The organism is Microbulbifer variabilis (assembly GCF_052468405.1).
The window spans coordinates 2,484,506-2,498,247 of record NZ_CP174343.1; the positions used below are offsets into that span (position 1 = coordinate 2,484,506).

Sequence of the window (13,742 nt, forward strand, 5' to 3'; positions counted from 1 at the left end):
AGGTTTACCACTCAAGAAATCAGCTGGTATATACGTTATTTGAATAAGTCCCTGCACTTGCTGACAAGTGCAGGGACCATAATGGGAGAGCGCTGACAGCCTGTATGATCTATGTAGATCTTAATCCTATCTGGACCACTACACAGCAGCCTTATAAGACTTAGGTTGCGTCAAGCTAACAAATACTGTTGGTATGGTGAGTTACCCCACCATACCAACAGTCGTCCCAGTAAACAAAACCCAGTCAAATTAAAAGTTCAGTTACTGTAGCGAAATAGCAGTCAACTCAGAGCCAGCGATATACAGGGTTCCGTCGTCACCAAGACTTAAGTGCCCGGAAGATTCAAAACTCCAATCCAGCTCCTGAGTACCTATATTAATGGCATAAGTATGCGATGAATCTCCAACAAAAATATGCGTTCGGGTTACCACAATATTTGAAGTTAACAACGTTGGCGCCTCCCAGGCCCACACTTCGCTCCCATCTTCTTCATCAATAGCTTTCAAAATGCCAGACTGCAAGGCGTAAATAATTCCACCACTAGAAGCTGGCTGCCCTGAAAATCCAGCAGAAGTTTTCTCCCACAAAATGTTGCGTTTATTGAGATCAAATACAACTAAAGAGCCCGATTGAATTGCCACAACATTATTATACCTAGTCAAAACTGTGGCCAAATTTACATCGTATCCTATCCAGTCAAAATTAGGATATTCAATGTTATAGGCCAATTCACCAGAATCACGGTGAAAAACTTGTAGATCAGTAATAAATGCATATACATACTCTTCATCTACAGCTGGCGTAAATTCTTCATACTGCGCTGTAGATGCGAACCAAGACTCCGACCCATCACTCAGATCAAATGAGTAAAGTCCTCCGTAATACCCCCCCGCAGTATAAATCCCTCCATCATATACAGTTGGAGACATATAAGTTGACCACTGATTTTCATATTTAGTAGCAAACAATAGTGAGCCATCATCTATGTCAAGCCCTCGTATAAAGGAATCCCCATGACCACCAGTTTGAAAAATGACTTTTCCACTGTCATAAGCTGGGGGATTTATAGAAGATATACCGTCATAAGCACGCTCCCACACCAAATTGCCGTTGCTTGCATCCAGAGCAACAATTCTCTGCTCTGCATAATAGGATTCATTAGATGCGAAGACATTACCATCAGCCACCACTACCGGGTGTAACTTTGTCATATTAGGTAATGTCACGGACCAATGGTGAGAGAAATTATCTACATCTAGCTGTAGCGGTGTATAACCAGTATGCGTTGCTCCGCCTTGATATGTCGCCCATACCACAGGTAAGGGGTAACTATTGCTATCAATAGGTGAGGTGTCTGAGAAGAACTCTTCAACATTTGTAAAAGAATCAAAATCTTCATCATTTGCTGCATCGTCAGCATCGATGGGGTCTAGCGCATAAAGCACTTCCCATCCATCCCTCATGTGGTCGCCATCAGTATCAGCAATAATTGGAGATGTACCATAGGTATTCGACTCTTCAAAATCCGAAAGGAAATCACCATCTGTGTCTATATCTATTGGGGAAGACCCCAAGGCATATTCTTGCAGATTGGTCAGGCCATCAGCATCAATATCACCAGCGCTATCATCTGCCAACAAATCCAAACCATACTCGAACTCGTACATATCTCCCATACCATCACTATCCGAGTCTTCAAGTAATGGGTTTGAGCCGAGTTCCTTCACCTCTGTAAAATCAGTAAGCCCATCGTTGTCACTATCTTGCGCCAATAAACTTGTACCTAATTCCACCTCCGCTCCATCAGACAAACCATCAGCATCTGTATCCGTAACAAAAGGATTAGAACCATAAATCAACAGTTCATCGCCATCGTTAACGCCGTCATTATCAGTATCAGGGTTGTCCGCATGAGTACCAAAGGAGTACTCCAGCAACGCAGATAAGCCATCCCCATCCAAATCGGAGCCCGCATCAGCAACATTCTTCGGATCTAATCCAAAGCCATACTCCCACCAATCAGGAAGTCCATCACTGTCAGAGTCGAAATCTGGCGTCAGATCTACAAATTTACCCCGCGCATCTAGCTTGGAAAAACTACTTAAGTCTGCCGTGACACGATATAGTCCGTCCCATGCTGTAGCAGCGACTAACTCCCCATTACTACGGAGATTTAGATCATTAAAGCTCTGGCCAACGAATAATGTTTTTTGCAAAACCCCACCAGCCGTAAACTGATGTATCTCACCATTCCAGGTAGCTGAAAAAATATTACCAGCCTCATCTACCGCAATTGCCCGGGAAGTTTCAATAGATATGTTGGAGAGCAGAATTCCTGACTCCGGACTGAATTGAGAAACCTGACTGCCACTTAATGCGTAGAGATAGCCATCTGCGCCAACTGTCAGATCTATAAATGAGTCTGCATCTACATAGTTCACAGAACCATTTGCTAAGTCAAACTTCACATACCCTTGACTAGGACTGCCACTAGTTGACTGGTTGGTAACGAAAACTTGTTCACCAACAGCATCTATGCCGCCATAACTCAAATTATTAATAATACTCCAACCAGGCGCTGGATAATGCTCCCAAAGATTTGACTCTAGTGAATACACACTTAAATAAGGCTCAAATGTCCCATTGAAAATCGCTACTCTTCCATCATCCAAAATCACCGCATCTCGTGCATATGTGAAATCACTTCCACTCGGATTAGGGATGTCGAAACTTTTTATTTCACGACCATCGACATCAAGTAAGTAAAGCTTATTTTCAAAAATAGAAATTCCAGAGGCTCCCACTTCAAAAATTGTAGGAAGAGAAACCCCCTTCAGTTCATCAATCAAAATGCCACAATCGTTAGCTGAGGATTCAATCCTCACATCTAATGTATGATAACCCTCAGCAATGGGAACAGATATCTTTTCCCATGATGTTTGGGAGACAGACACACCTAATAATTTCTCACCATTTAGCTCAATAACCAATTCAGCATCATAGATGGAATAGCAGGTAGATCGTGCTTGTAGAGAAAACTCTACAGGGGAAAAGTAATTGGTTGTAGAAATACCCCAACTACCTTCGGTAAATAAGCTAACAACCCCATCACTAGCTGATTGAGTGACAAATTGTGGGCTACCTTGTGAGACCCAGCCCCCCGGCAATTCTTGATTTTCAAAAGAAAAATAGAATTCATCGATTGGAGAGGGTAAAGATAACTCCTCAGTTGGGTCAGAGCCCAAAAGGTACTCGATTAGATTAGAAAACGTATCATTATCCAAATCACTATCGGCATCGGAAGCATCCAACGGATTCAGTCCAAATAGTACTTCCCAGCCATCCGGCATACCATCTTCATCTGTATCACTGTTAGATGGATTGGTAAAGTAAGTGATAACCTCGTCAAAGTCTGACAACCCATCCTGATCCGTATCTGCCATCAAAGGCGAACTGCCGGCTAAGAACTCCTCAAGATTATTTAGGCCATCAGCATCCGAATCCTTCAAGGCATCTAGTTTGTCAGTGTCATCCAAACCATGGGCCAACTCCCACCACATTGGCAAGCCATCGTTATCGGCATCAGATTCATACCGATAATTTACTATATTCAGCTCATTGCCAATTGATTGATGAATTAGTATTACACCAGTTTCATCAGCAATAAGGTCTATATAGGTATCGATATCGAGATATTGTTTAAATAGAATTTCTCTAAGATCATGACTGAAAATTGCTAAAAGATATTCCCTATCTACCTTAACCAGGCCAACAGCAACACTCTCGCTCCAGGTGAAATCCAGTAGCTGTATCTCCGCACCCACATCCTCAGATAAAGAGCTCAAATCAAGTGCGCTAACGAGGGGGTTAGCGGGGTACCCCTGGATAACATTCCCCTCTCCAGTCACAAACAATTTACCATCCGGTGATTGCGACAGCCATGCACCTAAAGACTCTCCGAAGTAATAATATTGATACCCGGAAAACTCCTTTCTATCATCATCAATATTAAAGCTATTTAAATCTCCATAAGAAGAATAATGATAAAACCGGCCGGTTTCCTCCACGTAAAACAGCTCCAGTGAGCTGCTTACCCAATTGTAACTATCCCTAATCACAAAGCTTTTATTAAGCAAGTGATAATTCAAATAAGCGCTACCTGAACCACCTCCAGCAACTGCCACATAGAAATCACCAGCACTTATTAATGCTTCCAGATTACCCTCAAACGAGGCCACTTCCTGGTTTTTTATAGGTAAAGTTTCACTAAACTCAAGAAGTTTACCATTCTCAAAACCAACCAATATCGAAGATGAATTGTCGACATTAATAGACAGCGCCTTACCGTTGCTCTCAAAGTGCCCCAAATGTAAAGGATTTAAATATTTACCAGCTACCGTATCCCACTTCCAGATTGAGCTGGAATTGTCATCCAGTAAATAAAGCACGTCTCCTCTTCGAGCAACATCATCTACATTTTTGACCTGCACTTGCCCTTGAATATCACAAATACCATTTATGCCATGCTCTGCAAGGTAGCAGGCTGAATCCAGAGGAAATAAATCGAGGCTTAAACTAGATTCTCCCACAGACGGATCATACCCATCATTCCATGAGTCGGGCGCACCATCGAGGTCAGAATCTACTGATGCAGCCCTATCGTTTGGAAATGCATCCTCTCTATTCGGAACTCCATCGCCATCTATATCATCCAACAGCTCAACGAGCTGATACTTTCGGCCATGATTTTCAGTATAAGTAATGATTAAGGCCACTTCATCTAACTGCACTAAGCCCTCAGGAAGCCCTGTATAGGTAGCAGAAAAAAACGCCTCAAAATCATTATTGTAAGCAACTAAAGAGCTTCTATTATTAGTAACAGACGCTGATAGGGTTACAATCACACTACTATCGGAAAATCCATAATCAAAACTAGTTACTGGAGAACCAATAAAACTCAAGTCACTGGCTTCGTAATAATCACCACTACCAAGCAGTACTCCATTACCACCGTTCACAATCAGAATGGGGCCTCTGATAGTGTAATCACTATGGTAGGGAGATTCCCCTTGGACACCTATAGCGCCGCTCGACTGAGAGATTTCCTCAAAATGTATATCATTAGGGGATGTGCCATCTCTAAAATGATAAATCCGGCTATTTACGTCGTTCCAAGCGTAATAATGAGAATACCTATTCCAATCCTTGCTATCTAATAAATCTCCATCCTTAGACAAGACATGGTGTGAGTACCAAGCTCCCTGATTATCTTGAAGCAATAAATAATTACCCGCCTCAGCCAGTCCAGTTGCACCAACAGGCATTTGAATGAGGTCAACTATCTTTTCAGGTGTATCAATTGAAAAATATCGGATCCAGCCGTCACTATAAGCAAGATATACTCTCTTGTGCTCATCATGGTAACGTACAACCTGGGGACTTTGATCATCAACTACTAGATCAAGTTTTCCAGTGAAGTTTTGGGTCTCTGAACTCCACTGGTAAAAATTGTAAACCCCATTTTCAGAGAAGCTGAGATATATAACACCATTCGCATCAGAAAATACTTCATCCAAAGCTAGTGTATCGGTCAGAGTAGCGAAACAGGTCTCCCCATCACCTTCATTTATCCGGGAGCACAACGCATCAAGATCGTAATGGTCAGCATTATCACCAACTCCGTCACCATCCAGATCTGATGACTCTGTTTCATCCCAAGGGAATGCGTCGTTCTCGTTTTCTACGCCATCATTGTCGATATCATTGTCGATATCATTGGGGGTACCATCCCCATCTAAGTCGGCTCCGATAGCTTTGATAATGGAGTATTTTGGTTTATCCCCCCAGGCTGAGATCTCTCTTGAACTGTCATATAGGCGTGTTTCATGAATAAGGAGCTTAACTAAGCCACCAACTTTGAGAGGAGTCTCAGCGTCTGAAGACTCGGGGTCAAAGGTGTTGGGCACAGGTAGCTCACCAACGTTCAGCCTGGACAAAAAGTCGTAATTATCTTGTATTGCCTGCATGGTATTTGTATCAAGACCTTCGGCAAGGCCATCTAACGCCCCATCTGTTAGATCTGAAACTAACAACTCCAGTACTGTTGAAGTGCTTATATCTGTCTCGTTTTTAAGAGCCCACACAAGAGACGCGGTAGCTTCAGAAGCGGTACGGTAGCTCAAAATATCATCAAGATCGGCCTCATTCCCAAAAGCCACTGGTGGCGTATGAAAAAGGTCTACCTTATCTAGCAGGTCAAAGCCTAACTGACTTTTAACAATCAGAGATTGAGATATCAAAGCATCGGTCAATCCCTGCTTATCTTGGATATTTCCACGCCGGATCAGATCAACTACGATGGTTGTTAGCGGTGTTGCGAAGATATCTTTAGATTTCTCGAGAGCTTCAGATTCAACAATTGTCGACAGGCTAGGAAGGATTGGGGCCATTCCAGTCGTTAGGTCTACCGTGGCATCACCAGCCAAAAATTCAATTAGATAGTAACCATTACCCGGTAGATCTAAGCCTCCCTCAGTGAATTTACCTAACTCTGTGGTTTCACCTCTCGCTACAATATCCCCCTTTAAGTCCGCCGCCTCAAAAGAAACTTCATGAATCCTATAATTGGCAAAACTTAGGGGTCCCTTTACGGCTGCCCCTGAAAGTGAATACGTCACGGGTGGGGGGGCTGGTGGCTCAGGTTCAGGTGAAGAGTCACTGCCTCCTCGCCCTCCGCAACCTAATAAGACCGCAGTGAGACCTGCCAGTACAAGCTTTAAATTAAATGCCGTTGTTCGCGATCCCATATTACAATCCTTTTCAATCACTCAGCCTGCACACTTGGTGCGATAGTACTTGAGCTGTATAAATCGAGGCCTTTTAGCCACTGTGCGATTCTTTACAATAAGCGGGCGCGAATCATATACGGCTATTAAATGAACTGCAAAACCAAACCTGGAATACAATACCTTACATCACTATATCTCCCGCTGTGTGCGAAGGGCATTCCTCTCGGTAGGAAGGCCAAATCCGGGAGGAACTGTGAGCACCAGCGTCAGCGAGTTGAAGATAGAATGCAAAAAATGGCCGAGATCTTTACTCTCGATATCGCAGTCCCAATTACCACTCGATCCAGAAACGTATTCACGCTGCAATCTCAACCGAGCAACCCACCTCTGGTGGGCGAGGAGCGCCGGGATGCCCAAAGGCTTACCTTTTCAGTTGAGCCGCTATTTAAAGCCAGTAGACTGGAGGGGCTGGCAACTGTAACCGAATAAACCAAAGATGCATGGGTTAAAGATTGCCAGCGCTTTCTTTTCCCACCGCTAAACTCAGCAAATTCATCAAGGACTACTATCTTGCTTGTGTGGCTCTTTGCCTAAATTCCTATCAACTGACCGATGAGCGGCTATCGTGAGTTGCATACCGCCTGTTTCTGCGCAGAACCTCTGACAACCAATTAATTGGTGTAAGCATTTGACTCCCACCTCAGTACTCTCCAATTGGTGGGTATCCAACATCGTTGCAGCTCTGATTATGAGTTATTGCACCATGTATTTGGTAAGGTCAATGGTGAGAAAGGCGCTTGGGGTCATGCCATGGGTGACATGGGTGATATAGGTGCTATCGCCCAGGCCATGTGTAAAGAGGCTGAGTATCTCGGAGTCACCATTCGCGTAAAAGCTGAAGTTAAGAAGGTGTTGATTGATGGTGGTCGCCCTACCGGAGTGCGGCTAAGTAGTCGGGAAACCATTACAGCCATTATAGTAGTTACCAATGTTGACTCTAAACTGCTCTATTCCCAGATGATTCGCGAACAACATCAGGAGACTGAATTTCGCCGCCGTGTGCGCAGTTTCAGGGTAGGCTCCGGGACCTTCCATATGAATGTGACTCTGTATGAACTACCAGACTTCACTTGCAAGCACGGAACTCACCTATAGCCACACCATCAACCTAGAATAGTCATTGATCCTACAATGAACTACTTGGAACAGGCCTGTGTAGACGCGATAAAACACGGCTGATCGAAGCAGCCCAAGCCACCCGGGAAGTGGGGTTACTGGAGTGCCTGGTCATAACACTGCAATGGAAATATTAAGAGATAAATAAGAGTGGCCTGCGAATGCGGGCCATTCATAGCATGAGATTTAGTTTCAGTAAATGAGTTAAGCTCAACTTCGAATTCAAACGTTTCAAAGAGTCTTGTTTAGCTCCATTACAACTAATGCATAATAATGGGTATTCACTGAAACGCCCCCTCTATTAACTCTTCAAGCCCTTTTTATTAACTATCCATTGATCAATTAATTGCTCCAATACCATCAGCGGTACAGCGCCGTTGGTTAATACAACATCGTGGAATTCACGGATATCAAACTTATTTCCTAGTTCTTGACGTGCACGTTCACGTAATTCCAGTATTTTCAACATGCCAGTTTTATAAGCCACAGCTTGCCCTGGCATTACGAAGTAGCGCTCAACCTCAGTTATGACCTCAGTTCTCGCCATACCGGTCTTTTCCACCATGTACTCAATTGCCTCTTTCCGACCCCAACGCTTGTGATGTATGCCGGTATCCACCACTAAACGTACAGCCCGAAGCATCTCATCTTGCAATCGTCCAAGATCATCATAAGGATCATCTTGAAAACCCATCTCTTTTGCTAGTTGCTCAGTATAGAGAGCCCAGCCATCTGAATAAGCAGTATTTGATACTGCCTTAAGAAAAGTTGGCAGCTCCTCTAGATCCTGCGCAATCCCTTCCTGGAAATGATGCCCTGGAACTGCCTCATGGTAAGCTAAAGTTCGCATGCTGAATTTCTTGGTTTCATGAACATCGCGCAGGTTCACATAAAATACTCCTCCGCGTGAGCCATCAATTGCTGGGGGCATATAGTATGCTTTAGGTGCACCCTGCTCTTTGAACTCTGCTATTCGTCGAACCTCTACTCTCGCTGTCGGTTTTAAATTGAAATAGTCATCAATACCTTCATTAATTTCATTAATTATCAATTGGTAATCTCTGATAATCTGCTCGCGTCCTTTATCAGAATTTTCATAAATAAACCGAGGGTCATTATTGATTGCTGAAAAACGATAATTGATACTACCTCTATCAAGACCAATAGAAGCAAAGATCGTATTCATTTCCTCCTCTATGCGTGTTACCTCCTTCAAGCCAGTATCATGCAGCTCATCAGGAGTCAGATTTGTAGTGGTATGAACACGTGCTTGATAGGCATAAAACTCATCACCTTCCGGAAGAGCCCAAACTCCATGGCTCCCTGTAACTTTAAGCTGCAATTCTCGATAATAGGCGATCAAGCTTACGTAAGCGGGGTAGACCTCGGTTTCTATTAGTATCTTTCCCCTATCAAGGATACGTATACGCTCATGGTCTGGTAGAGTTTCAAGCACACTCAGGCGCTCTTCCAGAGAGGTATAGAGTATGTTTTCTTGAGCTGGAACATCAATAAATCCTTGCATTTCCTTCAACACACGATCAATCACAAAGCGCGGAGGCAGGATCTTTTTTTGTTCCCGAATTCTTAATCCATCTAATACCTGAGAGAATTTTCTATCCACTTCACTTAAACGAGAAAGATAATAATCAGCCTCTTTGATACTATTAATCTGATGCAACTCAACAAGAAACTCCGGCAGCTTATTTTGAACACCAAACATCTGATTGAGGGGATAGTTATGATGTTTCCAACGATCTCCCTCTACCATGCTTTCCAGATAGTACTCAAAAATATCATAGGAAATTGCCTGTCGATCATCGAGACTAGATCGATCATACTTCCTTAAAGTAGATAGCTCATCCTTAACTATCTGAAGCTTATGTTGCACCATCTTTTCAGAAATATCATCAAGATGGGCATTGTGGCCATCAAATCCAAATTGTTCAAGAATCCGGAAAGTTGACAGCGTTTCCGGGCTGGTACCTTGAATTTTGATGAATGCTCTTTCAAAATACACATTTATAGCCCAAGGCTTAAAATAAATCGCATTGACCGCAAAGGCTGAAACTCCAACCACCCCAATCAATAGAGCCCCACCAAACCATTTGGCTGTTATTTTTATCATTATCGACCCCTCCTACTTTAGACCGCCATTGTCACCATGCTAATAAGTGAAGTACAACCATTTGAACCAAGCAAAGCGTCGAACAAACTGAATTAGGCGATAAAATGCACATTGCAGACGCATCAAGTCAGGGGCGCCACTCCTTAAGGAAAATCAAAATTCCTAATTTTTGTGTAAATTACCATTGCACTAAGTTGCTATCTATTTACGGGGACAAGAAAGGAAAAACATAAGTTCGTATGAGAGATATGGGCATATACTCACTATTAAAATAAAAATATGACTAGTAAGGATTCAATGGAAGGTACCCAACGATCCCTTAAATTCTAAATAAATGATCATTAACAAAGGTAGAAATTACTTAATTGCAGATCCGGCCATAAGTTACTTGGAGCAGGCCTATATGGATACGATGCAACATGGTTGCTCAAAGTAGCCCATTGTAGAATCGTTAACCCCCTCCATCATTGCCCCCTCCCACGGCAGAACGCCAATATGTCGCCAGCCTATTCAGCTAGTAATTCCTTCCAGAACTGCCTGGCGGCAAGAGTTGGAACAACTTCAATGAAGATATCACACTCCTAAATCGTGACTTTGAAAGTCTCTCCAAACAGATAACAGATTCGACAGATCTAAATATAGCAGAGTAAGCGCAAAATATATGATCTACGAGATTGTCAATATATTCTTAGCTCTACCCAACCACCCACCGAAACAAACAATCAACTAAGCAAGCAAAATCTACCCACTAAACTTCTCAAATTTCCAGCACACCTATCCTGGATTTTCCACTTACCCCTTTATGACACTCAAAAAAATTTAGGTGTCATGTTGCTATTTTCACTAAAGGAAATATGCCATCCAGCACACTGTTGCATAAAACTCTCACCTAAATTGCAGAGTCCCAATCTTTGGGCGTCCAGAATCATTGCACTCCAGTACCTGCTTTATCCTTCTAAGATAATAAAAATATATATATAAATATAACGACTAAGGTGTGATTTCTGCTCATAGGACAAGCTAAACAGATGACATCAGATTTCAGACAAGCCGATTAATTTAGCATTTCTAAATTATCAAGTGTGACTTTCATAGATTTTATATGGAATTACTGATGATAATTTTTTTCATATTTGTAAAAGTACAACAAGTAATGGTTTCTTAAAAGTCTGACTGAAAGAATATCTTTAATCATTTGTTTAGTATTTCAACAAATATCAGCAGCAGCAGGCTTTTTTAATTCTTCATATAAAGAATGTTAATTATTTCTTGAAATACTTAGGGCGTTCTTTGGTATGAAAACTGGCGTTGGTTAGCTTCTAATTTACAATCATCGAGTTGTAAATATGCACGAAAGTACTATATTATGCGCCCGCACAAGAATTAAGTGTGAAAATAAAAAATGGTCGTACCGCTACTAAACATCTATTAATTTAGAGGGATTAGATATGAATAGAACTCATATTTTTCTTTCACTAGCAGTACTCTCAGGGGCATCATATGCAGATCCCCTTTACAATTTTGTTGAGATAGACCAAGCCGCAAGTTTCATCAGCGGGCATAATGTTGCCAAGCAGCCGGTAGTAGACGAGACTGCTGTAAAGAAAGAATATACGTTAATAGAGCGCACCTCTTCTTTAAGCGCCATTGCGGTTACTCCAGACGGTAAGCAATATGTAGCAGACGTAGATGAGAAATCGCTTTCATTGCTGGAGCAAGCTATAGCGATTTTTGAGTCTCAAGGCTTGGATGCAAGTGTTTTTTCCTCTAAAGGGCAATTGCCCACTATGGTCGAAGGTCAGGAACGACTGCTACCCACAGTTGTAATAGGCACTGACGACAGAGTTCAAATCACTAATACTGTGCAAAATCCCCACTGGTATAATGGCCGCATTGATGTGGGATGTACCGGTACATTGATTACAGCAAAACATGTCTTAACGGCAGGCCACTGTGTTTCTGATGGTTCCGGCAACTGGTTCAGTTCTCTTGATTTCACGGTGGCCCAATCTGGTAGTTATAAACCCTGGGGCAGTGAAACCTGGACCAATGCTGTGACTACCACCGCATGGCATAATAATGGAGACACTAACTATGACTATGCGATTATTGTATTAGCGGAACCACCTCACAATGGATATTCAGGATGGGGGGTCTATTCGAGTGGAACCCATAGCGTTACTGGATACCCAGGAGATAAGCCATTTGCTACTATGTGGACTGACTCAGGTAGTACATCCTCAAGTACCTATAGAGTATGTTATACATTAGATACAGCTGGTGGCCAAAGTGGCAGTGGGATTAAAGATACTAATAACACCGTTCGCGGAATCCACACCACTGGATCGCCCTCACAGAACTGCGGAACTCGCTTAACCAGCACAGTGTATACTACCTTGCAGGATTGGATTGCCACTTATCCATAAAGTGAAAATACCACACTCAAGTTCGGAAAAAGGCGCCCTTGGGCGCCTTTGTTAATAATATGAGAATACTTATTCCTTTGATCTTTTTTCTAGGTGCATGCGGGATAATGGCCGATGATGAGCCCGAATGGCATCGTGTGATGGTGAGAGGCAGTCTAAAGACACCTGATCCCGTTTTACGCGAAGTACAGCGCCTGGAACAACTAGGACAAGTAAAAGATGTCGTTATTCTTGAGTCCTACCCACTACAGATATGGTTTAGTTCCGACTTGGAGACAGTTGAAAAGCTGAAATCTCTGTCAGAAAAATACAGCTCGGTACGCTGAGCGTATGCGATTGCTAGATCTATTTCTCTGCCAGTACATCAAGTAATAATAAACCTCTATCAACCGAACCAGTCATACCGATGCTCCACTTATATGCTCAATCTATGATCAATCAGAGGGAGGCATCTCAGGCCTGATCTAATACCTACTTCTTAGCTATTAATAATTCCAGTAAAGAAAAAATACGTGAGCTTAAAGTAATTTATTTAACCTATAGGTGTCCGGGATCAGCTTTTAAACATTGGGTTTACTGAATTTCTTGCAATTAACTTATAAAGCCCACAGTAGGTGGAGCAAAACACCCGCACAGGCCCGCGGGACCGAAGCAACTTGCCTGTGATAGTTATGTTCATTTGCTTGAACCTTCAAGTCTGAGTAAATCTTTTTCTACAGATCTTACCGATCGCTAATTCTTTTTCTGGAACCGCTTATTATGTGTTTATTCATCATACTCAATAAAATCCCATGGGATTTCTTTTTTGAATATTTCAATACATTCTTGCATTAGCTCAAGAGTTACTGACTCTTTGAATACTGTGACAGTGCGGGTTTTCTCCGTATCATCTCGAAATATCTCTATGACAAGTTCGTCGTCTCTATAAATCTCGACACCAATGCCATCTCTTGGATTTACATCGCTAGCTACTACAATTCTATCTTTTGGTTGAGACATCAATACTCCATTGTCAATAGTGCCCGGCTCACCAAGCAAATTTTTGATGGCGACTTTTGTGCGGGTTTTGCACAAAAGGTAACAGTGGCCGGAAGTCAAATTACAGGCACCTGTTATGTTTTAATTTTACAATTTCCATGAATCCTTTTAGCTCAACCTCTGCGGGGCCTTGCTCTTTAATACCCTGCATAATTAAGCAGGTTTCATCATCAAGCCAGCTACAG

7 protein-coding genes are annotated in these 13,742 nt (G+C 42.5%); 4 read left to right on the forward strand and 3 right to left on the reverse strand.

Going from position 1 to position 13,742, the window contains the following annotated elements; all coding sequences use genetic code 11:
* Positions 1–261: 261 nt before the first annotated feature.
* The gene (locus ACJJJB_RS11380) at positions 262–6,807 is read right to left on the reverse strand and encodes a BamB-related PQQ repeat family beta-propellar protein (protein WP_445364930.1); all 6,546 of its coding nucleotides are present in this window, start codon (positions 6,805–6,807) and stop codon (positions 262–264) included.
* A 276-nt stretch (positions 6,808–7,083) separates the two neighbouring features.
* Here ACJJJB_RS11380 and ACJJJB_RS11385 point away from each other — a divergent pair, with 276 nt between their 5' ends.
* Both ACJJJB_RS11385 and ACJJJB_RS11390 read left to right on the forward strand, forming a co-directional pair.
* On the forward strand, positions 7,084–7,278 hold the full coding sequence (locus ACJJJB_RS11385; protein ID WP_445364931.1) for a hypothetical protein: 195 nt from the start codon (positions 7,084–7,086) through the stop codon (positions 7,276–7,278).
* Positions 7,279–7,506: 228 nt separating this feature from the next.
* Positions 7,507–7,944 (forward strand): phytoene desaturase family protein, encoded by a 438-nt coding sequence (locus tag ACJJJB_RS11390; RefSeq protein ID WP_445364932.1) that lies wholly within the window; start codon positions 7,507–7,509, stop codon positions 7,942–7,944.
* 322 nt (positions 7,945–8,266) lie between these two features.
* Here ACJJJB_RS11390 and ACJJJB_RS11395 read toward each other — a convergent pair whose 3' ends face one another.
* Positions 8,267–10,093, reverse strand: a complete 1,827-nt coding sequence (locus ACJJJB_RS11395; RefSeq protein ID WP_445364933.1) for a DUF885 domain-containing protein — start codon at positions 10,091–10,093, stop codon at positions 8,267–8,269.
* Positions 10,094–11,541: 1,448 nt separating this feature from the next.
* On the opposite strand from ACJJJB_RS11395, the gene ACJJJB_RS11400 reads away from it, so the two are divergent.
* On the forward strand, positions 11,542–12,519 hold the full coding sequence (locus ACJJJB_RS11400) for a trypsin-like serine peptidase (protein WP_444946490.1): 978 nt from the start codon (positions 11,542–11,544) through the stop codon (positions 12,517–12,519).
* A 107-nt stretch (positions 12,520–12,626) separates the two neighbouring features.
* A complete protein-coding gene (locus ACJJJB_RS11405) occupies positions 12,627–12,845 on the forward strand; it encodes a hypothetical protein (RefSeq protein WP_445364934.1) in 219 nt (72 codons plus the stop codon).
* A 439-nt stretch (positions 12,846–13,284) separates the two neighbouring features.
* On the opposite strand, the gene ACJJJB_RS11410 is transcribed toward ACJJJB_RS11405, so the two are convergent.
* Positions 13,285–13,518, reverse strand: coding sequence for a hypothetical protein (locus ACJJJB_RS11410; protein ID WP_282953037.1), 234 nt, complete (start codon positions 13,516–13,518; stop codon positions 13,285–13,287).
* Positions 13,519–13,742 lie beyond the last annotated feature (224 nt).

Bases quoted from the DNA above. Each gene is read 5' to 3' on its own strand.
- ACJJJB_RS11380 (WP_445364930.1), bottom strand. From the start codon at position 6,807: ATGGGATCGCGAACAACGGCATTTAATTTAAAGCTTGTACTGGCAGGT.
- ACJJJB_RS11385 (WP_445364931.1), top strand. From the start codon at position 7,084: ATGGCCGAGATCTTTACTCTCGATATCGCAGTCCCAATTACCACTCGA.
- ACJJJB_RS11395 (WP_445364933.1), bottom strand. From the start codon at position 10,093: ATGATAAAAATAACAGCCAAATGGTTTGGTGGGGCTCTATTGATTGGG.
- ACJJJB_RS11400 (WP_444946490.1), top strand. From the start codon at position 11,542: ATGAATAGAACTCATATTTTTCTTTCACTAGCAGTACTCTCAGGGGCA.
- ACJJJB_RS11405 (WP_445364934.1), top strand. From the start codon at position 12,627: ATGGCCGATGATGAGCCCGAATGGCATCGTGTGATGGTGAGAGGCAGT.
- ACJJJB_RS11410 (WP_282953037.1), bottom strand. From the start codon at position 13,518: ATGTCTCAACCAAAAGATAGAATTGTAGTAGCTAGCGATGTAAATCCA.